Origin of the sequence: Micromonospora sp. NPDC004540, from assembly GCF_040610095.1 — a bacterium.
GTDB lineage: Bacteria > Actinomycetota > Actinomycetes > Mycobacteriales > Micromonosporaceae > Micromonospora.
Genome location: NZ_JBEXLR010000010.1, coordinates 62,286 through 86,647, shown reverse-complemented (window position 1 = coordinate 86,647; position 24,362 = coordinate 62,286). Strand labels below are relative to the sequence as shown.

Below are 24,362 nucleotides of genomic sequence, written 5' to 3'. Positions count from 1 at the left end.
CCATGGCAGTCCAGCTCGACGCCCGCCCGCCGGTCGCACCGGCACCCGGCACCACCCGCCCCTCCCGGGGCGCCCGGCTCAGCCGGTTCGACACGAAATACTCGCCCTACCTCTACATCGCCCCGTTCTTCCTGCTCTTCGGGGTCTTCGGGGTCTACCCGCTGGCCTACACCTTCTGGGTCTCGCTGCACGACTGGGACCTGCTCGGCGCCGAGCACCCGTTCGTCGGCCTCGACAACTACAGCCAGTTGCTGGCCGACCCGGACTTCTGGCACTCGGTGGTCAACACCCTCGGCATCTTCGTCATCTCCACGGTCCCGCAGCTGCTGCTCGCGCTCTGGCTGGCCAACCTGCTCAACCGGCAGCTCCGGGCCCGGACCACCTGGCGGATGGCGGTGCTGATCCCGAACGTCACCTCGACCGCCGCGGTGGCGATCGTCTTCGCGGTGCTGTTCGGCCGCGACTTCGGGATGATCAACTGGCTGCTCGACCACGTCGGGATCGACGCGATCGACTGGAAGGCCAACCGGCTCGCCTCCTGGGTGGCCATCTCCACGATGGTCGACTGGCGGTGGACCGGCTACAACGCGCTGATCTTCCTGGCCGCCATGCAGGCCATCCCGCGCGACCTCTACGAGTCCGCCGCGATCGACGGCGCGGGCCGGTCCCGGCAGTTCTGGTCGATCACCGTCCCGCTGCTCAAGCCGACGATCATCTTCGCGGTCATCATCTCCACCATCGGCGGCCTCCAGCTCTTCACCGAGCCCCGGCTGTTCAACTCCGGCACGAACGCGATCCGCGGCGGCCCGCTGCGCGAGTCGCAGACGGTGACCATGTACATGTTCGAGAACGCCTTCGCGCCGCACTACAACTTCGGCTACGGCTCGGCGATCGCCTGGCTGCTCTTCGCGCTCATCGCGGTGGTCGCGGCCGTCAACGTCCTGCTCCTCCGCCGGCTCGGCGGCGGCGCGCGCAAGGAGGACTCCTGATGACCCGCCTCTGGTCGGCCGGCCGGCTCACCTACCTGGCGCTGGTCCTCACCGCCGTCCTGTCGATCTTCCCGATCTACTGGATGTTCGTGGTGGCCAGCCGGACCAGCGACGCGATGGGCCAGGTCCCGCCCCCGGTCACCCCGGGCGGCAACCTCGGCGCCAACATCGCCCGGCTGTTCGCCAACACCGACGCGTACTTCCTCACCGGCCTGATCAACTCGGCGATCGTGGCCGGCACGGTCACCGTCTCCGTGGTGTTCTTCTCCACCCTGGCCGGGTTCGCCTTCGCCAAGCTGCGCTTCCACGGGCGCAACGCCCTGCTGCTGGTCATCGTGGCCACCATGATGGTGCCCACCCAACTCGGGGTGATCCCGCTCTACCTGCTGATGACGAAGCTGAACTGGAACGACCGGCTGCCCGCGGTCATCGTGCCGGCCCTGGTCACCGGCTTCGGCGTGTTCATGATGCGCCAGTACGCCGGCCAGGCGGTCAGCACCGAGCTGATCGAGGCCGCCCGGATGGACGGGTGCAACACCGCGCGGATCTACTGGAACGTGGTGCTGCCCGCGCTGCGCCCGGCCGCCGCGGTGCTCGGCCTGCTCACCTTCATGACCACCTGGAACGACTTCCTCTGGCCGTACGCGGTGCTCAACGATCCGGAGAACCCGACCGTGCAGCTGTCGCTGCGGGCCCTGTCCGACGGCTACTACCAGGACATGTCGCAGGTGTTCACCGGGACGGCCATCGCCACCCTGCCCCTGCTGCTGGTGTTCGTCGTGTTCGGCCGCCAGATCATCGGCGGGATCATGGAAGGCGCGGTGAAGGCGTGAGCGCGCTGCGGTTCCCCGAGGGCTTCGTCTGGGGGGCGGCCACCGCCGCCTACCAGATCGAGGGCGCGGTCTCCGAGGACGGGCGCGGCCCGTCCATCTGGGACACCTTCAGCCGTAGGCCGGGGAAGGTGTTCCAGGGGCACACCGGCGACGTGGCCTGCGACCACTACCACCGGTACGCCGAGGACGTGGCCCTCATGGCGGACCTGGGGTTGCGGGCGTACCGCTTCTCGGTCGCCTGGCCCCGGATCCGGCCCGACGGCACCGGCCCGGTCAACCCGCGCGGCCTGGACTTCTACGACCGGCTCGTGGACACCCTGCTCGACCGGGGCATCGACCCGTTCGTCACGCTCTACCACTGGGACCTGCCGCAGGCGCTGGAGGACCGGGGCGGCTGGCCGGTCCGGGAGACCGCCGAGCACTTCGCCGACTACGCGCTCGCCGTGCACCAGCGGCTCGGCGACCGGGTCCGCACCTGGACCACGCTGAACGAGCCGTGGTGCTCGGCGTACCTGGGCTACGGCAACGGGGTGCACGCGCCCGGCGGGCGGGACGCGGGGGCGGCCTTCCGGGCCGTACACCATCTGCTGCTCGGGCACGGCCTGGCGGCCCGGGCGCTGCGCGCGGCCGGCGCGGAGGTCGTCGGGATCACCCTCAACCTGGCCGACGTCCGGCCGGCGGACGCCGGCAGCGCGGCGGACGCCGCCGCCGCGCGGCTGGTCGACGGCCTGCAGAACCGGATCTTCCTGGACCCGCTGACCGGCGCCGGCTACCCGGACGACGTGCTGGCCCAGGTGAGCCGGACCGTCGAGCCGGACTTCCTCCGGGACGGCGACGAGAAGGTGATCGCCGCGCCGCTCGACCTGCTCGGGATCAACTACTACGCGCCCACCTACGTGGCCGGCCGGGCCGGCGGCGCCGGGAGCGGCGCGTACCCGGGCACCGCGGGCGGCGTCGAGTTCCTGCCGCCGGTCGGGCCGCTCACCGACATGGGCTGGATGATCGAGCCGGCCGGACTCACCCGGTTGCTGGAACGGGTGGCCCGCGACTACCCGGGGCTGCCCTTGATCATCACGGAGAACGGCGCGGCGTTCCCGGACGGGAACACCGACGGGACCGGCCGGGTGGCCGACACCGACCGGGTCGCCTACCTCGACGGGCACCTGCGCGCCGTGCACGACGCCGTCGCCCGCGGGGTCGACCTGCGCGGTTATCTCGTATGGTCGTTGCTGGACAACTTCGAATGGGCCGAGGGCTACCGGAAGCGGTTCGGGATCGTCCACGTCGACTACCTGACCCAGCGGCGCACACCGAAGGAAAGCGCCCGTTGGTACCAGGAGGTGATCTCCCGCAACGGGCTGTGACGAGGTGGTGGTGACGGGGATGACAACGGCACAGCGACCGACCCTGGAAGCGGTGGCCAAACGCGCGGGCGTGTCCCGGGCCACGGTCTCCCGGGTGGTCAACGGCTCCACCACCGTCGCCGCGTCGATCCAGCAGGCGGTCCGCCGGGCGGTCGAGGAACTGGGGTACGTCCCGAACCTCGCCGCCCGCAGCCTGGTCACCCAGCGCACCGACTCGATCGCGCTGGTCCTGCCCGAGGCGGCCACCCGGGTCTTCTCCGACGACCAGGTCTTCCCGGGGATCATCCGCGGCGCGGCCCAGGAGCTGGAGGCGGCGGACAAGCAGCTCGTGCTGATGCTGGCCGGCTCGCCGGCCGGGCACGAGCGGGTCGAGCGGTACACCACCGGGCGGCACGTCGACGGGGTGCTCTTCGCCTCGCTGCACGGCGAGGACCCGCTCCCCGGCCGGCTGGCCCGGCTCGGCATCCCGGTGGTGTGCAGCGGTCGCCCGCTCGACGGCGCCGAGGTGCCGTACGTCGACGTCGACCACGTCGGCGGCGTGGCCGAGGCGGTCCGGCACCTGATCGCGAACGGTCGGCGGCGGATCGCCACCATCGCCGGGCCGCAGGACATGGTCGCCGGCATCGAGCGGCTGGTCGGCTACCGGGAGACGGTCGCCGCGGCCGGCCTGCCGGAGCTGGTCGCGTACGGCGACTTCACCCGGGAGTCCGGCACCGCGGCCATGCGGCAACTGCTCGCCGCCGACCCGGAGCTGGACGCGGTGTTCGCGGCGTCCGACCTGATGGCGCACGCCGCGCTGCGCACCCTGCGGGAGGCCGGCCGGCGGGTGCCGGACGACGTCGCGGTGATCGGGTTCGACGACATCGAGACGGCGGCCTACACCGAGCCGCCGCTGACCACCGTGAAGCAGCCGATAGTGGAGCTGGGGCGGGCGATGACCCGGCAACTGCTCCGGATCGCCGCGGGCGAGCAGGTCGAGCAGGCGCTGCTGCTCCCCACCGAACTGGTGGTGCGCGACTCGGCCTGAGCGGAACGGAGCCGGTGGGCCCGCTTAAGCCGTCGCGGCGGCGGCACCTGGGCGCTACGGTCGCCCGGTGACCGGCATCGTGCGCCTGATCCGTGCGCCCCAGCTCTCCGACGTCGCCGAGTACGCCTACGCGGCCGAGCTCGCGCCGCCCGCGCGGCTGATCTTCACGGCCGGGGCCTGCCCGCTGGACACCGAGGGGCGGACCGTCGCGCCGGGCGACCCGGCCGGCCAGGCCCGGCAGGTGATGGCCAACCTGGAGACCGCGCTGGCCGCCGCCGGCGCCGGGCTCGCCGACGTCGTCCGGACCACCGTCTACGTGGCCAGCGGCGACCGCACCGACCTGGTGTCCGTCTGGCAGGTCGTCCGCGACGCGTTCGGCGACCACGATGCACCCAGCACCCTGCTCGGCGTGGCCGTGCTCGGCTACCCGGACCAGCTCGTCGAGGTCGAGGCGGTCGCCGCGGTCCGCGCCGAGGTGGGCGAGCGCCCGCCCCGATAATCCCGTCGCCGGTGGCGGGCGACCGCTCTAGGGTCGGCCGAATGACCGACGAGCTGATCCGACCCGCCCGCCCCGAGGACGCGCCCGGCGTCGTGGCGCTGCGCACCGTCGTCCACCCCTACCTGGTGCGCGGCGTCGAGTCGACCCGACGCATGATCGCCCAGCCGCCGCCCGGTGAGGACTGGGCGGCCTGGGTGGCGGAGGCGGACGGGCAGGTGGTCGGCTGGGTGTCGGCGTATCGGAACACTTCCACCTCGGCGGCGAACGTCGGGGAGATTTCCACGCTGCACGTCCACCCGGCGCACCGGCTCCGGGGAATCGGCACGGCCCTCCTGGACGCCGCGCTCGGCCACCTGCGCGGCCTCGGCGCGAAGCGGCTGCTCACCTGGTCCCGGCCCGAGTCGCTGCCGTTCGCCCGCCGGCACGGCTTCACGCCCAGCCGGGAGCTGCGCTACTCCGCTCTCGACCTCCGGCCCGAGCCGCCGATGCCCGAGCCGCCGCCCGGCGTACGGCTGCTGCCGGCCGCCGGGGTGGACCCGCGCGAGGTCCACCGGGTGGACGCCGAGTCGTCGCTGGACGAGCCGGGCGACGTCCCGACCGACGCGCTGGGCTACGACCTCTGGCGTCACGAGGTCTGGGACAACCTGGGGCTGGACCGGGACGCCAGCACGCTGGCCGAGGTGGACGGCAGGTTGGTCGCCGTCAGCCTGGTGAAGCGGGACGGCGACCGGATGTGGTCGGACTTCACCGGCACCGTCCCCGGGCACCGGGGCCGGGGGCTGGCCCGGCTGGCGAAGCAGGCCGCGCTGCACCGGGCCGCGACGTCCGGGGTACGCACCGCGTACACCTCGAATGACGAGGCGAACGCCCCGATGCTGGCGATCAACGCCCGGCTCGGCTACCGGCCGGTCGGCAGCCAGTGGTCCTGCGTGCGCGACCTCGCCTAGCGCCCGGCGGCGACCCGGACGGCGGCCGCGTAGGTGTCCGCGCCGAACAGCACGAGCCGGGCCTCGGTGACGTTGACCGGGGTGGCCGCGTGCAGCACGGCCAGCGCCTGGGCCACCGCGTCCTCGACCGGCCAGCCGTAGACGCCGGCGGAGACCAGCGGGAAGGCGACGCTCAGCGCGCCCAGGTCGTCGGCGACCCGGAGGCTGTTCGCGTAGCAGTCGCGCAGCAGCGCCGACCGGTCCTCGCGCGGGGAGAAGACCGGCCCGACGGTGTGCACCACCCAGCGGGCCGGCAGGTTGCCGGCGGTGGTGGCGACCGCCTGGCCGGTGGGCAGGCCCCGGCCGTAGCGGGAGGCGCGCAGCGCCCGGCACTCCTCCAGGATGGCCGGCCCGCCCTTCCGGTGGATCGCGCCGTCCACTCCCCCGCCGCCGAGCAGCGAGGAGTTGGCCGCGTTGACGATCGCGTCGACCTGCTGCGCGGTGATGTCACCCTCGATCAGGACGGTCTCCATGTCACCCCTCCTCGACGACGGACTGCCCGAGCGACCGGCGGGCCAGCAGGGTGGCCCCGGCCACGGCGGCCGGCATGACCAGCACCGCGCCGAGCGGGATCAGGAAGCAGAGGAAGACCGCCACCCCGAAGCCCAGGGTGGTCGGCCGGTCCGCCCTGAGCAACGACCGCCGCTCCGGCAGCCGCATGCCGCGCCGGTAGAACGGCGCGCCGACCAGTTCCAGGGCGAGGAACCAGCCCCCCACCAGGGCGCCGACCACGGGGACCACCGTCTGCCCGACCACCGGGATGAAACCGGCCACGAACAGGGGTACGCCGACCAGCGCGGAGATGGCCACCAGGCGCAGCGAGTCGAGGATGCTGCGCCGCAGCGAGGCCCAGAACGGCACCTCGATCGCGCCCGGTGTGCCGCCGAGGCGGTCCTCCACCCGCTCGGAGATCTTCTCGTAGAACGGGTCGCCGACGGCCAGGGTGACCGCCGTGAACGTGAGCACGCCGAGCAGGCCGGCCAGCCCGACGACGGCCAGCCCGGCCACCACCCGGACGATGCTCCGCCAGGTCTCCGACCAGTCGTCCGCGAACGGGGTGACCAGCGCGGCCAGGTCGTCCACGAAGTACAGCAGGGTGGCGAACAGGGCCGCGAAGAGCGCGCCGGAGATCAGCGCCGGCACGATCCCGAGCAGCATCAGGCCGGGGCTGCGGAAGTAAAGGCCGAGGCCACGCAGCAGCAGGCCGGCGCCGCTGAGGAAACGGGTGACGGCGCCGGTCACGGGCGCGGCGAGGCGGGGTGCGTCCACGATCAGGGAGCCTAACGGCCGCGCGCACAATGGGCTGGTGCGCGCGTCCCGGCTCATTTCGCTGATCCTGCTGCTCCAGTCGCGGGAGACGATGACCGCCACCGAGCTGGCCCGCGAGCTGGAGGTCTCCGAACGCACCGTCTACCGGGACGTGCTGGCGCTCTCCGCGGCCGGGGTGCCGGTGTACGCCGACCGCGGCCGAACCGGCGGCTACCGGCTGCTCGGCGGCTACCGGACCCGGCTCACCGGGCTGACCCGGGACGAGGCGGAGGCGCTCTTCCTGGCCGGGCTGCCCGGCCCGGCCGGCGACATGGGGCTGGCCGACGCGGTGGCCGCCGCCGAGCTGAAGGTGCTCGCCGCGCTGCCGCCGAGCCTGCGGAACGCGCCGGCCCGTACCGGCCAGCGGTTCCACCTGGACGTGCCGGGCTGGTTCCGGGAGTCCGGCCCGCCGCCGTGGCTGGCCGAGCTGGCTCGGGCGGTCTGGCAGGACCGGCTGGTCGAGCTGCGCTACCGGCGCGGCGACCGGGAGGTGACCCGCGCGGTCGCCCCGTACGGGCTGGTGCTGAAGAACGGCGTCTGGTACCTGGTCGGGCGGGTCGGCGACGGGTGGCGGACGTACCGGGTGGACCGGGTGGTCGGCGTCGAGGTGGGTGGGGAGAGCTTCGTCCGGGACGAGGGCTTCGACCTCGGGGCGTACTGGCGGGAGCAGGCCGAGGCGTTCCTGCGCGACATGCTCCGGGCCGAGGTCACCGTGCGGCTCAGCCCGGCCGGCCTGCGGGCGCTGCGGCACCTGGCCGACGCGCCGTTCGTCTACGCCGAGGCGGTCGCCGCCGCCGGCCCGCCCGACGGGCAGGGCCGGGTGGTGCTCCGGCTGCCCGTCGAGTCGGTCGAGGTGGCGTACGCCCAGCTGCTGGCGCTCGGCCCCGAGGTGGAGGTGCTCGACCCGCCCGAGCTGCGCGCCCGCTTCGCCGCGGCGGCCCGCCGCGCGGCCGCGCTCTACGCGGACGGCGCGGACGGGCCGGACGCCGGTCAGCGGTAGCCGGTGTCGTCCGCCGGCTTACCGGCCTTGATCACCTCTTCGTGGTAGCGGAGAAAGTGCGGGCGGGTGCCGTCGAGGTCGGTGAAGCCGTACACCTGGGCGAGGCTGCCGGCGTCGGTGGAGGCGCCGTTCCAGCGGGCCCGGTCCGGGTCGGCGGCCAGGGCGGCCACCGCGCGCCCGACGAAGGCCGGCGTCTCCGACATGACGAAGTGCGGGTCCTTCGCGGCACCGTCGCGCCAGGTGGCCTCGGTGACGCCGAAGTGCTCCAGCATCGCCTCCGAGCGCAGCCAGCCGGGGGTGAGGGCGACCGCCGTGGCGCCGTGCGGCGCCAGTTCGTGCGCCTGGCTGAAGGCGAGCCGGTTCACCGACACCTTGGCCAGGTCGTAGAAGACCGAGAGCCGGTACTCGGTGTCGTTGTACTCCTTGGTCCCGTCGCCGATCTCGACCACCAGGCCACCGGGGTTGCGGATCAGCAGCGGCAGGGCGAAGTGGCTGGTGATGATGTGGGTGTCGACGGCCAGCCGCAGGGTGCGGAAGCCGGCGTCCAGGGGCTGCTCCCAGACCGGCTTCTCCCAGGTGATCAGCGGGTCGGCGCCCCAGATGTCGTTGACCAGCACGTCCAGGCGGCCCTGTTCGGCGTCGATCCGCGCGACGAGGCGGCGGACCTGCTCGGGGTCCAGGTGGTCGACGGCGACGGCGACGCCGGTGCCGCCGGCCGCGGTAACCAGCTCGGCGGTCTCCTCGATGGTCTCCGGCCGGCCCATCTCGGAGCGGCGCTCCCGGGTGGAGCGTCCGGTGACGTAGACGGTGGCCCCGGCGGCGCCGAGCTGGACGGCGATCTGCCGCCCGGCGCCCCGGGTCGCGCCGGCGACGAGCGCGATCTTCCCTGTCAGCGGTGTGGTCATGGCACCACCGTGGCACCGATACCTGACAGCGGAAGTCCGGTTTCCCGGATGATCCCGATCAGCCATCATGACCGGCATGCACCTGCTGCTCTCCGGGATCGTCGGCTCGGTCGCGTACGGGCTGGCCGGGCCGGACTCGGACGTGGACCGGATCGGCGTCTTCGCCGCGCCCACGGTCGCCTTCCACGGCCTGCACCCACCGCGCGAGTCCGTGGTGACGACCGGTCCGGACGTGACCCTGCACGAGTGCGCGAAGTACGCCCGCCTGGCGCTGAGCGGGAACCCGACCGCCACCGAGCTGATGTGGCTGCCCGACGAGTGCTACGAGACCCGAACGGAGTTCGGCGAGCGGCTGATCGGCATCCGCGCGGCGTTCCTCAGCGCGCCCCGGGTGCGGGACGCCTACCTCGGCTACGCGAGCCAGCAGTTCCGCAAGCTGACGGCCCGGGACTCCTCAGTCGGGGGTCGGCGGCGGTCCGCGAAGCACGCCCGGCACCTGGCCCGCCTGCTGCACCAGGGCCGGGTGCTCTACGCGACCGGCGTGCTGGAGATCCGGCTGGCCGACCCGGAGTGGTTCCGGGCGTTCGGCGAGCGGGTGGCCGGCGGTGCGCTGGCCGAGGCGGAGGCCCTGGTGGCGGCGGCCGAGCGGGACTTCGACCGGATCCGCACGCCACTGCCGGAGCGCCCGGACGAGGACACCGTGGAACGGTGGCTGCTCGACGTCCGGGCGGCCCACCTGCCGCGCTGACCCGGCCTCAGTCGACCAGGCGGACGCGTACCCGGCGGTTGGCCCGGCCCTTGCTCTCCACCTTGACCACCTGGACCTTGCCGATCTGGGCGGTGGAGGCGACGTGGGTGCCACCGTCGGCCTGCACGTCCAGCCCGACGATGTCCACGATCCGCACCTCCTGCTCGTCCGGCGGGATCAGGTTGGACTGGGTACGGATGATGTCCGGCAGGGCCAGCGCCTCCGCCCGGGGCAGCACCCGGACGGCGACCGACCGGTCCGCGGCCACCTCGGCGTTGACCAGCTCCTCGATTCGGGCCTTGAAGTCCGGCGGCACCTCGGGGAGGTTGAAGTCCATCCGGGCCTCGCCCGGCTCCATGTTGCCGCCGGTGACCAGCGCGCCGAAGTCGCGGAACACCACGCCGCAGAGCACGTGCAGGCCGGAGTGGGTACGCATCAGCATGGTGCGCCGGGTGTCCTCGATCGCGCCGGTCACGGCGGTGCCGACCGGTGGCAGCGGGTCACCCTCGGCCGGGACGAGCCAGAGGTCGTCGCCCTTGCGGCTGCCCACGATCCGGGTTTGCACGCCCTGCCAGAGCAGCACCCCGTGGTCCGGCGGCTGCCCGCCGCCGCCCGGGTAGAAGGCCGACCGGTCCAGCACGATGCCCTGCTCGGGATCGGCCGCCAGCACCGTGCACGCCCACTCCCGCAGGGTGGGGTCGGCGAGGTCGAGGCGGTGCGTACGGCCGTGGTGTGTGACGCCCATGCCCGACGACGTTACCCGTTGAGGAACGTCGAGATCCGCTCCCGCAGGTCGGCGCGTTCCGTCCAGAGCACGCCCGGCCGGTCGTAGACGTGCAGGGTGGCCCGGGGCAGCGCGGCGGCCAACTGCTCGGCGACGGCCACCGGGTGCAGGTCGTCGCCCGCGCAGCCGATCACCAGGGCCGGCGCGGTGACCCCGGCGAGCACCTTGGCGTCGCGCAGCGGGGCCTGCTCGGGCAGGCCGGCCAGGCCCGGCGCGAGCCCGTCGCGGAGCAGCTGGTCGAGCCGCTGCCGCAGGTAGGCCCAGCCGGCCGGGGTGTTGCGCACCGAGGGCGGCAGCTCCAGCGACACCACGTCGGCCAGCGCGGAGGCGTCCCCGTCGGCCACGGCGTCGAGCAGGTCGGTGAGCCGGGTCCGGGCCACCTCGCCGCGCGGGGTGTCCAGCACGGCCGGCAGGAAGAAGACCAGCTTCTCGAAGCGTTCCGGGCTCTCGACCAGCAGCCGGCAGAGCGCGCCCGCGCCGAGGCTGGCCCCGAAGGCCCGGGTGGCGCCGCCGAGATCGGCGACGGCGCGCAGGTCACGGGCCAGGTCGAGGTAGCTCCACGGTCCGGGCGGCGAGTCGGAGCGGCCGTGCCCGCGGAACTGGAAGAAGAGCCGCCGGCCGGTGACGCCGCTGCCGAAGGGGCGGGTGGTGGCGATGCCGTTGCCCAGCCCGTGCGCGAACACGGTCACCGGGTCACCGGTGCCGGTGACCAGCCGCTCCAGCCGTACGCCGTGCGGGGTGGTGACCAGTTCGGTCTCCGGCTCGGGTAGGGCCGGCCGGCCGGTGCGGGGCGCGCCGGGCCCGGGACCCCAGGTGCGGGGGCCGCCGTCCGGCGGCGGGGGCCAGCGGAAACCTCTCACCAGAAGCCCCGGCCGTCGTGCAGGTCGCGCAGCCCGACCCGGACGTCCAGCAGGTAGATCAGGGCCGCGGCGATACCGATCAGACCGAAGATGCTGATCACGCCCCCGCCGACACCGAGCAGGGTGAGCAGCATGCAGACCAACAGGATGGCGATCCACCCGCCCTTGGGCAGCGTGCCGATCGCGGCGAACGCGTCGGACCGCTGAGTGATCGCGTGCACCAGGGAGACGGCCTCGATGACGAGGGCGAAGACGAGCAGGATCAACTCGATCACGAGGCGGACGTCGTCGAAGAAGAGCGGCGCGGCAGTGGCCATGTCGGCAAGCTTATGCCGAGACCCCGGAAACGTCCGACAGGACGCTGTCCGGGGTCTCGGTCCAGCTTCGACTCACTCGGCGGCCGGGCGGGTCCGCTTCGTGGTCTTCGGCAGCTTCGCCGACGGGGTGGCGGGCTTGGCGACGGTCGCCTTGGCCCGGGTCCGCTTCACCGCGGCGGGCTTGGCCTCGACGACCTCGGCCACCTCGGCCGGGGTCGGCACCTGGGCGGGCGCGGCCGGGGTGGTGTCGGCCTCGGTCGCCTCGATGTCGGCGTTCACCGTGTCGGCGGCCTCCAGCACGCCCGCGCCGACGACCCGCTCACCGCGGGCGACCAGCTCGGCGTACGCGGCGAGCGCGCGCTCCTGCGCGGCCTGCGCGCCGGCCAGCACGGCGGCGGCGTTGCGGCCGGCGGCCTCGCGCAGCTTGTCCAGGTTGGCGGCCTCCCGGAGCTTGTCCAGGTTGGCGGCCTCGCGCAGCTTCTCCAGGTCGAGGTCGGCCGAGCCGGCCTTCTCCCGCAGCCCGGTCGCGGTCAGGTTGGCGGTCTTCAGCGTCTCGGTCGCCTTCTGGCGCAGCTCGAACCCGGTGAGGACGGCCTTGCCACCGAGGTCGGCGACGACCCGGGTGCCGAGGCCACCGACCACGGTGGGCAGCTTGCGCAGCTGCTGGAGGGCGAGCTCGCCGGCGCCGGCGGCGGCGTAGACGGGGGCCGGGATGCGGTTGGTCTTCGGCTGGGTCATGACTGCTCCTCTTCGGCCGCACCGGCGGCCTTCCGGACCACCCTGCGGGCGGTCTTCTTCTGGGGGACGGCGGTGGTCGGGGCGGGCGCCGGGCCCGCCTCGGTGACGGCGACCGACTCGAGGACCGCCTCGGTCGGCGTGCCGTCCGGCGTCGTGGGGCCGGTCGCGGCCGGCGCGACGGTGGCGGGGGCCTCCGGCGCGGTGGCCGGCTCGGTCGGCGGCGTCGGTTCGGTGGCCGCCTGGGCCGCGGCCGTCGCCTCGGCGAGGCGCGCGTTCTCCCGGCGGAACGTCTCGTAGATCTGGGTGAGCGACTGCTTCTGGGCCATGGTCAGCTCGGCGTCGACGGCGATCGCCGCGAGCACGCCCTGCCCCTCCTTGTCGTCCAGCAGCCCGGCCCGCAGGTACATGGCCGGGGTCGAGACGCGCAGCGCGCTGGCGAGCTGCTGGAGCACCTCGGCGCTCGGCTTGCGCAGACCGCGCTCGATCTGGCTCAGGTACGGGTTGCTGACGCCGGCCTGCTCGGCGAGCTGGCGCAGCGAGATCTTCGCGTTGCGGCGCAGGTCGCGAATGAACCCGCCGACGTCGGGTAGGTCCTTGCTGGTGGCCATGACTCCACGCTAGCCCGTGCTGCTAGCTGCTGCAAGCAAAGTGCTAGCCAGAGTTAGCGAGGTCACCGATGGCCGGTTGCGCGACGGGTGTCCGGTCCGTACGGTGCCCCCGTGGCCAAGATCGAAGTGAACGGCGCCTCGCTCGCGTACGACGAGGCCGGCAGCGGCAGCCCGGTGGTGCTGCTGCACGCGGGCATCGCCGACCGGCGGATGTGGCGGAACCAGCTGCCCGCGCTCGCCGCCCGGCACCGGGTCATCGCCGTCGACCTGCGCGGCTACGGCGACTCCGAGCTGCCGCCCGCCGCGTTCGCCCACCACGACGACGTGATCGGGCTGCTCGACGCGTTGGGCGTGACGCAGGCCGCGCTGGTGGGCTGCTCGTTCGGCGGCAAGGTCGCGGTGGACACCGCGCTGGCGTACCCGGAGCGGGTGGCCGCGCTGGCCCTCTTCGGCGCCCCGGTCTCCGGCAACGAGTGGTCCGAGGAGACCGAGCGGCTCTGGGAGGAGCTGGTCGGCGACGTGGACCCGGAGGACTTCGCCGCGACCGCGGCCGGCGAGGTGCGGTTCTGGGTGGTCGGCCCGACCCGCCAGCCGGCCGACGTCGACCCGGAACTGATCCGGTTCGCCGAGGAGATGGACCGCCGGGCGCTCGCCGCCGAGCAGGCACTCAGCGCGGTCGAGGCCGGCGAGCTCGACCCGCCGGCGATCGACCGGCTGGCCGAGCTGCCGATGCCGGTGCTGACCGGCGCGGGCGCGGACGACCTGGCCGACATCCGCCGGCTGGCCGACCGGATCGCCGCCGAGGCCCCGCGCGGCGTGCGGCTGCCGGACGTGCCGGACGCCGGTCACCTGCTGCCGCTGGAACGCCCCGAGCCGGTCAACGCCGCGCTGCTCGACTTCCTCCCCTGAGGACGGCCGCTACCAGACCGGACGGACGGCGCCGACCGGCAGGCCGCCGCCGAGCAGCGGGATCTCGGCGTACTCGGCCAGCACCGGGGCCTCGACGCCGAGCCGGCGCAGCGCCGAAACCAGCACCGGCATCCGGGCCCGCCCGGCGCCGTCGTCGATCTTGAGGGCGACCGCGCCGGCCCCCGGGACCGCCGCCGCGATCACACCCTCCGCGCCGACCTTGGCCAGCAGCCCGGGTACGCCGCGCATCAGCCGGGTGTCGTCGGCCTGGGTGCCGCCCACCAGTTCCGGATACGCCCGCATCGCGTCGGCCACGGTCCGCTCGACGGTGCCCGGCTCGGCGGAGACCAGCCGCAGGAAGGCCCGCGCCAGGCCGGTCAGCGAGACGGCGAGCACCGGCGCGCCGCAGCCGTCCACTCCGACGGCCGCCGCCGTCTCCCCGGTGAACTCCTCGATCGCGGCGGTGAGCCGCTGCTGGAGCGGGTGCTCGGGACGCCAGTAGCCGTCCAGCGGCCAGCCGGCGGCCAGGCAGGTGAGCAGCATCCCGGTGTGCTTGCCGGAGCAGTTCATCAGGGTCCGGGTCGGCCCGCCCCCGGCGCGCAGCACCGCCTCCCGGGCCGCCTCGCCGACCGGCAGGTCCGGCGGGCAGTGCAGCGCCTCCTCCGTCAGGCCGGCGCCGCGCAGCAGGGTGGTGACCCGCTCGACGTGGAACTCCTCGCCGGCGTGGCTCGCCGAGACCAGCGCCACGTCGGCCGGGTCGGTCAGCGGCAGGCCGGACCGGAGCATCCCGATCGCCTGCATCGGCTTGTTCGACGACCGGGGGAAGATCGGCGAGGTGGCGTCCCCCGCCCCGGACACCGGCGCGCCGGTGGCGTCGAGCACCGCCACGGAACCACGGTGGACACCCTCCACGAACCCGGACCGGACCACCTCGGCGAGCGGCACGCCGCCCTCGTACGTCTTTCCCACGGAGTGGACGGTACCGACGGGCTCGGCGGGCCCGGCACCGGGGTGACCAGCGGCGTCAGCCGCGCACGTACAGGGGTGCCGGGCGGGTCGTCGCTTACAGGCCGAGCAGCGCCCGGGCCTCGGTGGTGGTCAGCGGCGGACGCTGGGCGAGCTGCGCGAAACCGACCGCGCGGGCGACCAGTTGCATGTTGGACTCGACCGGCCGGCCCTTGGCGTAGGTGACCGTGTCCTCCATGCCGACCCGGAGGTGACCGCCGGCCGACAGCGAGGCCAGCATCACCGGAATGGTGCTGCGACCGATGCCGGTGGCCGAGAAGGTGGTGCCCTCGGGCAGGTCGCGCAGCATCTGCTGGGCGGCCACCAGGGTGGCGGTGGTGCCCGGCATGCCGCCCGGCACGCCCATCACGAAGTCGACGTGCACGTGCCCGCCGTGCGGCAGGCCGTACTTGCCGAGCAGGCGCTGGAGCGCGGTGAGGTGGCCGAGGTCGAAGATCTCGTACTCGGGGACGACGCCCCGCTCCTGCATCCGGGTGTGCAGCTCGACGATGAACTCCCAGCGGTTCAGGAACACGTCGTCGCCGAAGTTGACCGTGCCCATGGTGCAGGAGGCCATGTCCGGACCGGCGTCGAGCACGGCCAGCCGGGCGGCCTCCGGGTCGGTCACCGCGCCGCCGGAGGAGAGCTGCACGATCAGGTCGGTGCTCTGCCGCAGCGCCGCCACGGTCTCCCGCAGCCGGCCCTGGTCGAGGGTGGGCTTCGCCTCGTCGTCGCGGATGTGGACGTGGATCACGGCGGCGCCGAGCGCCTCGCACTCCTTGGCGGTCAGCAGCAGCTCGTCGAGGGTCACCGGCAGCGCCGGCACCTCCGCCTTGGCCGACTCCGCGCCGGTGGGGGCAACCGTGATCAACGTTCCTGTGGTCATGCCCGGATCCTAGACCGCCGACCGCCCTCCGGTCGACAGCCGGAACGCTGCAGAATCGTGCGCACCTGCCGCCGAAAGCGGAAGATTTTCCGCCTTAGGACCGCCGGAACGACATCCCTTACGCCGGTTCGATGGCGGCGGCGCTCTCCCCCACCAGCAGCCGGGCGTCGTCGGCCACGTTGCGCTTGACCACGGCCAGGGCGATCTGACCCAGCTCGAAGTGGTGCACCGCGGTGCCGACGAAGCCGACCGCCCGGCCGTCCAGGGTCACCGGCGTGCCGGCGGCCGGCGGCTGGTCGGTGGTCACCCCGTCCAGGTGCAGCAGGACCAGGCGGCGCGGCGGCTTGCCCAGGTTGTGCACCCGGGCCACCGTCTCCTGCCCGCGGTAGCAGCCCTTGTCCAGATGCACGGCCGAGCCGATCAGGCCCACCTCGGCGGGGATGGTCCGGTGGTCGGTGTCCACCCCGGCCCGGGCGCGCCGGGCGGCCACCCGCACCGCCTCGTACGCCCACAGCCCGGCCACCGGCACGCCGGCGCCGCGCAGCTCGTCGACCACCCCAGCCATGGCCGGGCGAGGCACCAGCAGGTCGACGCCGAGCGCCACCCTCCGGGCCCAGCCACCGACGGCCAGCGGCTTCACGTCGTACACCACGGAGGGCCGGGGCGGCAGGTCGCCGGAGCGGAACTTCGGGCCCGGCACCGCGACCACGTCCGGCGCGGCCAGCCCGGTGACCCCGAGGGTGTCGAGCGCGCCGGTGGCCTCCGGCCCGACCAGCGAGAGCAGTGCGTGGTCGGCCGTGACGTCACGCGGGTCGACCTTGCTGAAGAACCGCATCTTCTCCAGGTAGGACAAAAGACCGCCGGTCATCCCCGGCTCGGTGTCCAGCCAGGTGGTCTCGCCGTCCTCGGCGACCAGGGCGTGCTGCTCGACGTGCCCGTGCGGGGAGAGCACCAGCAGCTCGGTGCCCTGCCACGGGCGCAGCGCGGCCAGGTGCTGGCTGGTCAGCGTGTGCAGCCAGGTCATCCGCTCCTCGCCCGGCACCGCGACCACCCCGCGGTGCGAGCGGTCGACCAGGCCGACGCCGGTGGCCAGGATGCGCTGCTCGCGCATCGGGTCGCCGTAGTGGGCGGCCACCGGGCCGACCCCGGCCGCCCGGTGGGCCGGCTCGGGCTGGTCCCGGGTCTCCTCGTCGATGGCCTCGGCGGTCACCGCGCCCGCGATGTCGATCATTTACGTTCCCCGTCCTCGCATTGGCCGCAGACGCCGAAGAGCGCCACGTGCCCGATGTCGACCTGGAATCCCCGCTGCGCGGCCAACTGGTCGGCCAGCGGCCGGAGCAGCTGGGGGTCGATCTCGTCGATCGCGCCGCACTCCCGGCAGACCAGGTGGACGTGCTGGTGCTCACCGGCCGCGTGGTAGGTCGGCGAGCCGTGCGACAGGTGGGTGTGGGTCACCAGGCCCAGCCGTTCCAGCAGCTCCAGGGTCCGGTAGATGGTGGTGATGTTGACCCCGGCGGCCACCTCGCGCACCGCCGTGTGCACCTGCTCCGGCGTGGCGTGCCCCAGGTCCATGACGGCCTGGAGGACCAGCTGCCGCTGCGCCGTCAGCCGCAGCCCACGGGAGCGGAGCAGTTCCGCCAGGGAGGATTCGGACACCGTCCGATCATAGTTCGGCCGCCGCGCCGGTCCGCCCGCCGGCGAGGTACGCCACTACGCTGCGCTCGTGGTGGCGACGCGGGTGGCCGTGCCGGGCCGGGGTGTCGTACCGGCCGGCGAGGCGGTGCTGCGCGGCGACGACCGGGGCGTGCTGCACGGCGACGGCCTCTTCGAGACCCTGCACCTGCGCGGCGGGCAACCCTGGCTGCGCGACGCCCACCTGGCCCGGCTGCGGGCCGGCGCGGCCGCGATCGGGCTGGCCCTGCCCCCCACCGAGGTGCTGGTCGAGCTGCTCGACACGGTCCGGGCCGGCTGGCCGCCGGATGTCGAGGGCGCGCTGCGGCTGGTCTGCACCCGGGGGCCGGAGGGCGGCGGGCCGCCGACGGTCTACGCCACGCTGGGCGAGGTCCCGGCGGCCGCCCGGCGGGCCCGGCGGGACGGGGTGACTGTCGCCACCCTGCCGCTCGGGGTGGCCGCCCGCTCCCGACCCGAGCTGGGCTGGCTGCCGGTCGGGGTGAAGTCCACCTCGTACGCGCTGAGCACCGCCGCCCGCCGCTGGGCGGAGCGGGCCGGGGTGGACGACGTGCTCTGGGTCTCCACCGACGGCTACGTGCTGGAGGCGCCGACCGCGAACGTGGTCTGGCTGACCGGCGACACCCTCCGCACGGTCCCGGCCGGGGCCACCGGCATCCTCCCCGGCGTCACCGCCCGCTGGCTCCTCGACCACGCGGGCGAGCTGGGCTTCGGGACCGACGAAGACCTACCCACCCCGACCGACCTGCACGAGGCCGACGCCATCTGGCTCACCTCGTCGCTGCGCGGCCTGGCAGAGATCAGATCCCTGGACAAAACCCCCCGCCCTCGCTCCCCCCAGACCCCGGCCCTCCTCACCCTCCTGGGCTTCGAGGCGGGTTGATCATGAAGTTGGCGGCGTTCCGCGTCCGATTTGTCGCCGCTAACTTCATGATCGACGGGGTGGCCTGCCCCGGGGCTGGGCAGGGGTCAGCCGGCTACTCGGGTTAGGCGGGCGGACAGGTGGGGGCTCAGGGCATGGCCCATGGCGGCCATCTCCTGGGCGTAGAGGAGGGCGCCCTCGACGATGCCGAAGAGGCGGGCGCCGGCGGTGACCTCCTTGGCGGTGGCCGTCCGGACCACCGCGTCGGTGGCGAACTCGATCTGGGTGCCCTTGCGCTTGCCGATGTGCAGCTCCATCACGCCGGTGGGCGTGGTCATCAGCGCTTCCAGCTCGTCGGTGACCCGGTCGCCGTCCATGACCGGACGCCACCAGCCCACCTCCCGGCCGGCCGGGCGGACCGGGCGGCTCTGCTCGTCGAGGATCCAGGCCCGGGACTCGTAGAACAGGAACGGCCGGCCGTCGTGGCTGATCCGGATCTCCTGGGCGAAGTCGAAGTCCTCGATGGTGGGAAACCCGCCGCGACCCCGCCCGCGCCACACCCCGATGTACGGCAGCAGGCCGTCCAGGCTCCGGTGCAGCTTCGGGCCGACGCGCAGGTCGTGGCTCTCCTCGTACGGGTACGGGTCGACCGGCGGCGCGTTCAGCCACGGGGGCTGGAGCGGGTTCTCGCTCACCATTTTCCTCTCGAGATGCGAACAGCGAGGTAGACCAGGCCACCGGCGAGCGCACCCAGGCCGGCGACCAGCAGGCTGACGAACCCGATCTCGGTAACCATCCCGGCCATCCTATGCTGGTCGTCATGGCCCGCACTCTGGTCGTCAAGGCCACCGCCGGCGCGGACGCCCCGGAGCGTTGCGCACAGGCCTTCACCGTCGCCGCCACCGCGGCCGCCGCCGGTGTCGACGTCTCACTCTGGCTCACCGGGGAGTCGACCTGGTTCGCGCTGCCCGGGCGCGCGCAGGAGTTCGAACTGCCGCACTCCGCGCCGCTGGGCGAGCTGCTGCACGTCATCCTGGCCACCGGCAAAGTGACCGCCTGCACCCAGTGCGCCGCCCGCCGCGACATCGGCCAGGACGACGTGATCCCCGGCGTACGGATCGCCGGGGCGGCGGTCTTCGTCGAGGAGGCGATGACCGAGGGCGCCCAGGCCCTGGTCTACTGAACCGTCCGGCCGCGCGGCGGATGTCCGTTCCGCGTGGACTGCCGATCCTGACCCGACATGTCCGACCGCTGCCTACGATTCGGATGTGGGTGAGGCGATCGAACGGTTCTTCGCGTCCCTGCCGGCGCGTGCCCCGGCGGTGCTGCGCGGTCCGATCCATGGCCACCTTCAGCTCGACCTGACCACCGGCAACCGCACCGAGCACTGGTTCCTGGTGATGGCGCCCGGGTCGATCCAGGTGAGCCGGGAGCAACTGCCGGCCGACGCCGTCTTCACCGTCAGCGCCGACCTGTTCGAGGGGCTGGTCACCGGCCGGGAGCAGGGCCTGGCGGCGGTGCTGCGCAACGAGGCCACGTTCAGCGGCAATGTGGTGCTGTTCCTGGTGTTCCGCCGGTTCTTCCCCGGTCCGCCCGGCGTCCGGGACCCCCGGGAGACCGCCCGCGAACACGTCCGGCGGTCGGGATGAAGGAACGCGTCAGCATCCTGGACGGCAACACGTTCCTGGTCAGCGACCGGCGCGGCGACATCGAGCCGTCGTTCGACTTCCCCACCGGGCTCTTCTCCTTCGACACCCGCTTCATCTCGACCTGGCTGCTCACCCTCAACGGGCAGCGGCTGCACGCGCTCTCGATCGACGACTCGCTGTCGTACCGGACCCGGTTCTTCCTGGTCCCCGGCGAGCCGACGCACTATCTGGACGCCAAGGTCTCGGTGATCCGCAGCCGGTCGATCGGCGGCAGCTTCGACGAGGAGCTGACCCTGCTCAACCACTCGGGGCAGGAGGTGGAGTTCGCCCTCCGGCTCGACATCGGCTCCGACTTCGCCGACCTGTTCGAGATCAAGCACAAGCGGGAGAAGAAGGGGCGCACCACGCCCACGGTCAGCGACCGTCAGCTGCGGCTCACCTACCGGCGGGAGGGGTTCCACCGGGAGGCGGTGGTGAAGAGCACCGCCGAGGCCGAGGTCGACCAGGCGGGGATGACCTTCCGGATCCGGGTCGGGCCGCACGGCGAGTGGACCAACCGGCTGCACGTGTCCACGATGATCTTCGGGGCCCGGGGGGAGGACTTCCGGGCCACCCTGCCGCTCGGCGGGCAGCGCACGGTGGCGGCCATCCACGCCGAGCAGAACGAGCTGATCGCGCGGGCCCCGAAGCTGGGCTGCGACTGCCAGCCGCTGGCCGGGGCGTACCGGCGCAGCCTCAACGACCTGGCCGCCCTCCGGTACGAGTCGATCACGCTGGGCGTACGGCTGCTCGCCGCCGGCCTGCCCTGGTTCATGACCCTGTTCGGGCGGGACAGCATCTTCACCTCGCTCCAGGTGCTGCCGTTCCTGCCGGAACTGGTCCCGCCGACCATCGCCATGCTGGCCGCTCTCCAGGGCAGCCGGCTGGACGACTTCCGGGACGAGGAGCCCGGCAAGATCCTGCACGAGCTGCGCTACGGCGAGACCGCCGGCTTCGAGGAGCAGCCGCACTCGCCGTACTACGGTTCGGCCGACACCACGGCGCTCTTCGTCGTCCTGCTCGACGAGTACGAGCGGTGGACCGGGGACGCGACGCTGGTCAAGCAGCTGGAGCAACCCACCCGGGCGGCGCTGGCCTGGCTCGACACGTACGGGGACCTGCTCGGCACCGGCTACGTCTGGTACATGACCCGCAACCCGGAGACCGGCCTGCAGAACCAGTGCTGGAAGGACTCCTGGGACTCGATCTCCTACTCCGACGGCCGGCTGCCGGAATTTCCCCGGGCCACCTGTGAACTCCAGGGCTACGCGTACGACGCCAAGCTGCGGGGCGCCCGGCTGGCCCGGACCTTCTGGAACGACCCGGCGTACGCCGACCGGCTGGAGCGCGAGGCGGCGGCGCTGAAGGAGCGGTTCAACCGGGACTTCTGGATCCCGGAGCGGGAGCACTACGCGCTCGCCCTGGACCCGGAGGGGCGGCACGTGGACGCCCTCTCCTCCAACATCGGCCACCTGCTCTGGAGCGGCATCGTCGACGAATCCCGGGCGGCGGCCGTCGCCGGACACCTGCTCGGGCCGCGGCTCTTCTCCGGCTGGGGCGTGCGGACCCTCGCCGACGACCAGGGCCGGTACAACCCGGTCGGCTACCACGTCGGCACGGTCTGGCCGTTCGACAACTCGATCATCGCGTGGGGCCTGTGGAAGTACGGCTTCCGGGACGAGGCCGGCCAGATCTGCGACGCGATGCTCAGCGCGTCCCGCTTCTTCGGCGGGCGGCTCCCCGAGGCGTTCGCCGGCTACGAGCGGGACCTCACCGACTACCCGGTGCAGTATCCGACCGCGTGCAGCCCGCAGGCCTGGTCGGCCGGCACCCCGCTGCTGCTGCTGCGGGTGATGCTCGGCCTGGAGCCGCAGGGCGAGCACCTGATCATCGACCCGGCCGTCCCCGGCGGGATGGGCCGGGTGGAGCTGCTCGACATCCCCGGCCGGTGGGGCCGGGTGGACGCCCTGGGCCGCAGCCGCTCGCCGCACGAACACCAGCCCGGGCACTGACCGTCGACCCGGTCCGCCGGAAGACGCGCGGTCGCCCGGCCGGCCGCCGGGACGTCAGCCGGCGCAGCCGGTGGAGGCCGCCAGCCGGAGCTGGTCGCCGGTGGCGTCGGCCAGCACGACGACGGATCCGCTGCGGTAGGCGTATTCCTCGGGGCGGTCGACCACCGCGGCGCCGAGCGGCTTCAGCGCGGCCAGCGACACCGGCTCCGCGCCGGCGGCGACGCGGACCGTCCGGGCGACCCCGCCCGCCGGGCACGGGGCGACGAGATGCTCGGGGCCCGGTGGGGCCGGCCGGCCCAGGGCCCGCAGCGCCCCGTCGAGTTCCGACCCCAGGGGGTACCCCGGCAGCAGGTGGGCGTCGACGACGGTGGTGTCGAGCGGGCGGCAGCCGGTGTCCACCGAGAAGCGGACCCGGCCGTCGGCCACCGCCCGGCCGTCGACCGCGACGAACTCCCCCGCGTCGGCTCGCAGCCGGGGGCTGCCAGCCTCCATGGCCACTCCGGCCCGCCAGTCGGCGGGGAGCCGCCGCGCCACGCGCTCCAGCACCTCGCGCTCCCCACCGGCGGGCACCAGCACGTCCACCCCCCGGGTGAGCGACGCACCGTCGGCCAGCGGGGTGACGCGGCAGCCCCGCTCGACGACGGGCGGCGTGAACGCCCAGGCGGCGTCGTCGAGGGCGGCCACCAGGTGGCCCGCCGCCCGAGTCGCCACCGGCACCGCCTCGCCCAGGGTGCGCTGCTCCTTCACGGTCGGCGGGTCGTGCCGCACCGACCACCAGGTCAGCCCGGCGAGCAGCACCGCCCACGCCACCGTGGCGGCCACCAGCCAGCGCAGCCGACGCCGGCCGCGGCTCGGCTGGTCGGGGCGGGTCGGCGGGGCGTATCCCGCCTGGACGGCACCAGTCACCGGGCCATGGTGTCACGCGGCGGCGACCGGTCGGGCCGCGCCTCGGCGCACCGCTGGTCGGGCCGGCGCGACCGCGGGCCGAAGCACGCTGCCGCGGCGGGCGTGCCGGCTCCGGAACGGCCCGTGGCCCGCCGCCCCGGATGGAGCGGCGGGCCACGATCAGAGCGTGGGTCAGGCGGCGACCGTGACGGTCACCTCGTTGATCCCGCGGGCGGCGGCGACGGCGGTGTCGCCGTTGCCGTGCCGGGAGAGCGCCCGCAGGGTCCAGTTGCCCGGCGCGGCGAAGAACCGGAACTGGCCGGCCGGGGAGGTCACCACCTCGGCGGTGAACTCGCCCGTCGAGTCGAGCAGCCGCACGTAGGCGCCCGGCACGGCCTCGCCGGACTCGGCCTTGACCAGGCCGGTGATGACAGTTTCCTTCTCCAGGTCCAGGCTGGCCGGGAGGGGGGCGGCCTGGTCCGGGGCGGCGCAGCCGGCGGCGGTGGGAGCAGTCATGGGATCACGCCTCCCCGGGCTCGTCGCCGAGTGCGACCGGAACGCCGACCAGCGAGCCGTACTCGGTCCAGGAGCCGTCGTAGTTCTTCACGTTGCGGTGGCCGAGCAGCTCCTGGAGGACGAACCAGGTGTGCGAGGAGCGCTCGCCGATCCGGCAGTAGGCGATGGTCTCCTTGCTGTCGTCCAGCCCGGCGTCGGCGTAGATCTTGCGCAGCTCGTCGTCGGACTTGAACGTGCCGTCCTCGTTGGCCGCCTTGGACCACGGGACGCTGATCGCGGTCGGCACGTGGCCGGCACGCTGGGCCTGCTCCTGCGGGAGGTGGGCCGGGGCGAGCAGCCGGCCGGCGTACTCGTCGGGGCTGCGCACGTCGACCAGGTTCTTGGCGCCGATCGCGGCGACCACCTCGTCGCGGAAGGCACGGATCGAGGTGTCCGGCTCCTGCGCGACGTACTGCGTCGCCGGGCGCTCCACCTTGTCGGTGACCAGCGGCCGGGCGTCCAGCTCCCACTTCTTGCGACCGCCGTCGAGCAGCTTGACGTCGCGGTGGCCGTAGAGCTTGAAGTACCAGTACGCGTAGGCGGCGAACCAGTTGTTGTTGCCGCCGTAGAGGATCACGGTGTCGTCGTTGCCGATGCCCCGCGCCGAGAGCAGCGCCGCGAACTGGGCCTGGTTGACGAAGTCCCGGCGCACCGGGTCCTGGAGGTCGGTACGCCAGTCGAGCTTGACGGCGCCCGCGATGTGGCCGGTGTCGTAGGCCGAGGTGTCCTCGTCGACCTCGACGAAGACGACGCCCGGGGCGTCGATGTTCTTCTCGGCCCACTCGGCCGAGACGAGTGCGGTGTCGCGACTCATCAGATCACTCCCTGTGAGGATGGATGGTGAGCCAGCGCGCGGAGATCGAAGTCGGTGATTGTCGCACCACGCGCGGGACCCAGAGCTAGGA

At 73.7% G+C, this 24,362-nt stretch carries 30 protein-coding genes; 13 read left to right on the top strand and 17 right to left on the bottom strand.

Features of this window, described 5'->3' with window-relative positions; all coding sequences use genetic code 11:
* Positions 1-2: 2 nt before the first annotated feature.
* The 6 genes from ABZV78_RS05845 to ABZV78_RS05820 all read left to right on the top strand — a co-directional run bounded on the left by ABZV78_RS05845 (position 3) and on the right by ABZV78_RS05820 (position 5,659).
* The gene (locus ABZV78_RS05845; RefSeq protein ID WP_355635668.1) at positions 3-989 is read left to right on the top strand and encodes a sugar ABC transporter permease; all 987 of its coding nucleotides are present in this window, start codon (positions 3-5) and stop codon (positions 987-989) included.
* The gene (locus tag ABZV78_RS05840; protein WP_355635666.1) at positions 989-1,822 is read left to right on the top strand and encodes a carbohydrate ABC transporter permease; all 834 of its coding nucleotides are present in this window, start codon (positions 989-991) and stop codon (positions 1,820-1,822) included. Before ABZV78_RS05845 ends, ABZV78_RS05840 begins: the two co-directional genes overlap by 1 nt.
* Positions 1,819-3,186: a GH1 family beta-glucosidase gene (locus ABZV78_RS05835; protein ID WP_355635664.1), complete on the top strand. Its 1,368-nt coding sequence runs from the start codon at positions 1,819-1,821 to the stop codon at positions 3,184-3,186. The genes ABZV78_RS05840 and ABZV78_RS05835 overlap by 4 nt, the downstream gene beginning before the upstream one ends.
* Before the next feature lie 19 nt (positions 3,187-3,205).
* Entirely contained in the window at positions 3,206-4,213 is a 1,008-nt protein-coding gene (locus ABZV78_RS05830) for a LacI family DNA-binding transcriptional regulator (RefSeq protein WP_355635663.1), read from the top strand.
* Between the two features lie 79 nt (positions 4,214-4,292).
* Positions 4,293-4,712 (top strand): RidA family protein, encoded by a 420-nt coding sequence (locus ABZV78_RS05825; RefSeq protein ID WP_355635705.1) that lies wholly within the window; start codon positions 4,293-4,295, stop codon positions 4,710-4,712.
* Positions 4,713-4,753: 41 nt separating this feature from the next.
* Positions 4,754-5,659 (top strand): GNAT family N-acetyltransferase, encoded by a 906-nt coding sequence (locus ABZV78_RS05820; protein WP_355635661.1) that lies wholly within the window; start codon positions 4,754-4,756, stop codon positions 5,657-5,659.
* Here the strand turns inward: ABZV78_RS05820 and ABZV78_RS05815 are convergent.
* Positions 5,656-6,171: an O-acetyl-ADP-ribose deacetylase gene (locus ABZV78_RS05815; protein WP_355635659.1), complete on the bottom strand. Its 516-nt coding sequence runs from the start codon at positions 6,169-6,171 to the stop codon at positions 5,656-5,658. The two genes, ABZV78_RS05820 and ABZV78_RS05815, sit on opposite strands and share 4 nt — an antisense overlap.
* A gap of 1 nt (position 6,172) precedes the next feature.
* The gene (locus ABZV78_RS05810) at positions 6,173-6,967 is read right to left on the bottom strand and encodes an EI24 domain-containing protein (RefSeq protein WP_355635657.1); all 795 of its coding nucleotides are present in this window, start codon (positions 6,965-6,967) and stop codon (positions 6,173-6,175) included.
* Between the two features lie 37 nt (positions 6,968-7,004).
* Here ABZV78_RS05810 and ABZV78_RS05805 point away from each other — a divergent pair, with 37 nt between their 5' ends.
* Positions 7,005-8,006: a WYL domain-containing protein gene (locus tag ABZV78_RS05805; protein WP_355635655.1), complete on the top strand. Its 1,002-nt coding sequence runs from the start codon at positions 7,005-7,007 to the stop codon at positions 8,004-8,006.
* Here the strand turns inward: ABZV78_RS05805 and ABZV78_RS05800 are convergent.
* A complete protein-coding gene (locus tag ABZV78_RS05800; protein ID WP_355635653.1) occupies positions 7,997-8,911 on the bottom strand; it encodes an SDR family oxidoreductase in 915 nt (304 codons plus the stop codon). The genes ABZV78_RS05805 and ABZV78_RS05800 overlap by 10 nt on opposite strands.
* Before the next feature lie 76 nt (positions 8,912-8,987).
* Between ABZV78_RS05800 and ABZV78_RS05795 the strand changes: the two genes are divergently transcribed.
* The gene (locus tag ABZV78_RS05795; RefSeq protein ID WP_355635703.1) at positions 8,988-9,659 is read left to right on the top strand and encodes a nucleotidyltransferase domain-containing protein; all 672 of its coding nucleotides are present in this window, start codon (positions 8,988-8,990) and stop codon (positions 9,657-9,659) included.
* A gap of 7 nt (positions 9,660-9,666) precedes the next feature.
* On the opposite strand, the gene ABZV78_RS05790 is transcribed toward ABZV78_RS05795, so the two are convergent.
* The 5 genes from ABZV78_RS05790 to ABZV78_RS05770 form a co-directional block, all read right to left on the bottom strand.
* On the bottom strand, positions 9,667-10,404 hold the full coding sequence (locus ABZV78_RS05790) for an alanyl-tRNA editing protein (protein WP_355635651.1): 738 nt from the start codon (positions 10,402-10,404) through the stop codon (positions 9,667-9,669).
* Between the two features lie 11 nt (positions 10,405-10,415).
* Positions 10,416-11,303, bottom strand: a complete 888-nt coding sequence (locus ABZV78_RS05785) for an alpha/beta hydrolase (protein ID WP_355635649.1) — start codon at positions 11,301-11,303, stop codon at positions 10,416-10,418.
* On the bottom strand, positions 11,300-11,620 hold the full coding sequence (locus ABZV78_RS05780) for a DUF2516 family protein (RefSeq protein WP_355635647.1): 321 nt from the start codon (positions 11,618-11,620) through the stop codon (positions 11,300-11,302). Before ABZV78_RS05780 ends, ABZV78_RS05785 begins: the two co-directional genes overlap by 4 nt.
* Positions 11,621-11,692: 72 nt before the next feature.
* On the bottom strand, positions 11,693-12,358 hold the full coding sequence (locus ABZV78_RS05775) for a hypothetical protein (protein ID WP_355635645.1): 666 nt from the start codon (positions 12,356-12,358) through the stop codon (positions 11,693-11,695).
* A complete protein-coding gene (locus tag ABZV78_RS05770) occupies positions 12,355-12,966 on the bottom strand; it encodes a helix-turn-helix transcriptional regulator (protein ID WP_355635643.1) in 612 nt (203 codons plus the stop codon). Before ABZV78_RS05770 ends, ABZV78_RS05775 begins: the two co-directional genes overlap by 4 nt.
* Positions 12,967-13,077: 111 nt before the next feature.
* Here ABZV78_RS05770 and ABZV78_RS05765 point away from each other — a divergent pair, with 111 nt between their 5' ends.
* Positions 13,078-13,875: an alpha/beta hydrolase gene (locus ABZV78_RS05765; protein ID WP_355635641.1), complete on the top strand. Its 798-nt coding sequence runs from the start codon at positions 13,078-13,080 to the stop codon at positions 13,873-13,875.
* A gap of 9 nt (positions 13,876-13,884) precedes the next feature.
* On the opposite strand, the gene ABZV78_RS05760 is transcribed toward ABZV78_RS05765, so the two are convergent.
* From ABZV78_RS05760 to ABZV78_RS05745, 4 genes are all read right to left on the bottom strand, one after another.
* Complete coding sequence (locus ABZV78_RS05760) at positions 13,885-14,844, bottom strand: asparaginase (protein ID WP_355635639.1); 960 nt, start codon at positions 14,842-14,844, stop codon at positions 13,885-13,887.
* A gap of 94 nt (positions 14,845-14,938) precedes the next feature.
* On the bottom strand, positions 14,939-15,766 hold the full coding sequence (locus ABZV78_RS05755) for a 3-keto-5-aminohexanoate cleavage protein (protein WP_355635637.1): 828 nt from the start codon (positions 15,764-15,766) through the stop codon (positions 14,939-14,941).
* A 118-nt stretch (positions 15,767-15,884) separates the two neighbouring features.
* Positions 15,885-16,997 (bottom strand): folate-binding protein, encoded by a 1,113-nt coding sequence (locus tag ABZV78_RS05750; protein WP_355635635.1) that lies wholly within the window; start codon positions 16,995-16,997, stop codon positions 15,885-15,887.
* Positions 16,994-17,422 (bottom strand): Fur family transcriptional regulator, encoded by a 429-nt coding sequence (locus ABZV78_RS05745; RefSeq protein ID WP_355635633.1) that lies wholly within the window; start codon positions 17,420-17,422, stop codon positions 16,994-16,996. Before ABZV78_RS05745 ends, ABZV78_RS05750 begins: the two co-directional genes overlap by 4 nt.
* Positions 17,423-17,489: 67 nt before the next feature.
* Between ABZV78_RS05745 and ABZV78_RS05740 the strand changes: the two genes are divergently transcribed.
* Complete coding sequence (locus tag ABZV78_RS05740) at positions 17,490-18,338, top strand: aminotransferase class IV (protein ID WP_355635631.1); 849 nt, start codon at positions 17,490-17,492, stop codon at positions 18,336-18,338.
* Between the two features lie 86 nt (positions 18,339-18,424).
* Here ABZV78_RS05740 and ABZV78_RS05735 read toward each other — a convergent pair whose 3' ends face one another.
* A complete protein-coding gene (locus ABZV78_RS05735) occupies positions 18,425-19,015 on the bottom strand; it encodes an FABP family protein (protein WP_355635629.1) in 591 nt (196 codons plus the stop codon).
* On the bottom strand, positions 19,009-19,113 hold the full coding sequence (gene mtfM / locus ABZV78_RS05730; protein WP_046570768.1) for a small membrane protein MtfM: 105 nt from the start codon (positions 19,111-19,113) through the stop codon (positions 19,009-19,011). The genes ABZV78_RS05735 and mtfM overlap by 7 nt, the downstream gene beginning before the upstream one ends.
* 12 nt (positions 19,114-19,125) lie before the next feature.
* Here mtfM and ABZV78_RS05725 point away from each other — a divergent pair, with 12 nt between their 5' ends.
* The 3 genes from ABZV78_RS05725 (at position 19,126) to ABZV78_RS05715 (ending at position 22,017) form a co-directional block, all read left to right on the top strand.
* On the top strand, positions 19,126-19,500 hold the full coding sequence (locus tag ABZV78_RS05725; protein WP_355635627.1) for a DsrE family protein: 375 nt from the start codon (positions 19,126-19,128) through the stop codon (positions 19,498-19,500).
* 85 nt (positions 19,501-19,585) lie between these two features.
* Positions 19,586-19,966, top strand: a complete 381-nt coding sequence (locus ABZV78_RS05720) for an SCP2 sterol-binding domain-containing protein (RefSeq protein WP_355635625.1) — start codon at positions 19,586-19,588, stop codon at positions 19,964-19,966.
* On the top strand, positions 19,963-22,017 hold the full coding sequence (locus tag ABZV78_RS05715; RefSeq protein ID WP_355635623.1) for a glycogen debranching N-terminal domain-containing protein: 2,055 nt from the start codon (positions 19,963-19,965) through the stop codon (positions 22,015-22,017). Before ABZV78_RS05720 ends, ABZV78_RS05715 begins: the two co-directional genes overlap by 4 nt.
* A gap of 54 nt (positions 22,018-22,071) precedes the next feature.
* On the opposite strand, the gene ABZV78_RS05710 is transcribed toward ABZV78_RS05715, so the two are convergent.
* The 3 genes from ABZV78_RS05710 to ABZV78_RS05700 form a co-directional block, all read right to left on the bottom strand.
* Entirely contained in the window at positions 22,072-22,851 is a 780-nt protein-coding gene (locus ABZV78_RS05710; RefSeq protein WP_355635701.1) for a hypothetical protein, read from the bottom strand.
* 243 nt (positions 22,852-23,094) lie between these two features.
* Positions 23,095-23,418 (bottom strand): DUF1416 domain-containing protein, encoded by a 324-nt coding sequence (locus ABZV78_RS05705; RefSeq protein ID WP_107075761.1) that lies wholly within the window; start codon positions 23,416-23,418, stop codon positions 23,095-23,097.
* A 4-nt stretch (positions 23,419-23,422) separates the two neighbouring features.
* Positions 23,423-24,271 (bottom strand): sulfurtransferase, encoded by an 849-nt coding sequence (locus tag ABZV78_RS05700; protein WP_355635621.1) that lies wholly within the window; start codon positions 24,269-24,271, stop codon positions 23,423-23,425.
* Between the last annotated feature and the right edge of the window lie 91 nt (positions 24,272-24,362).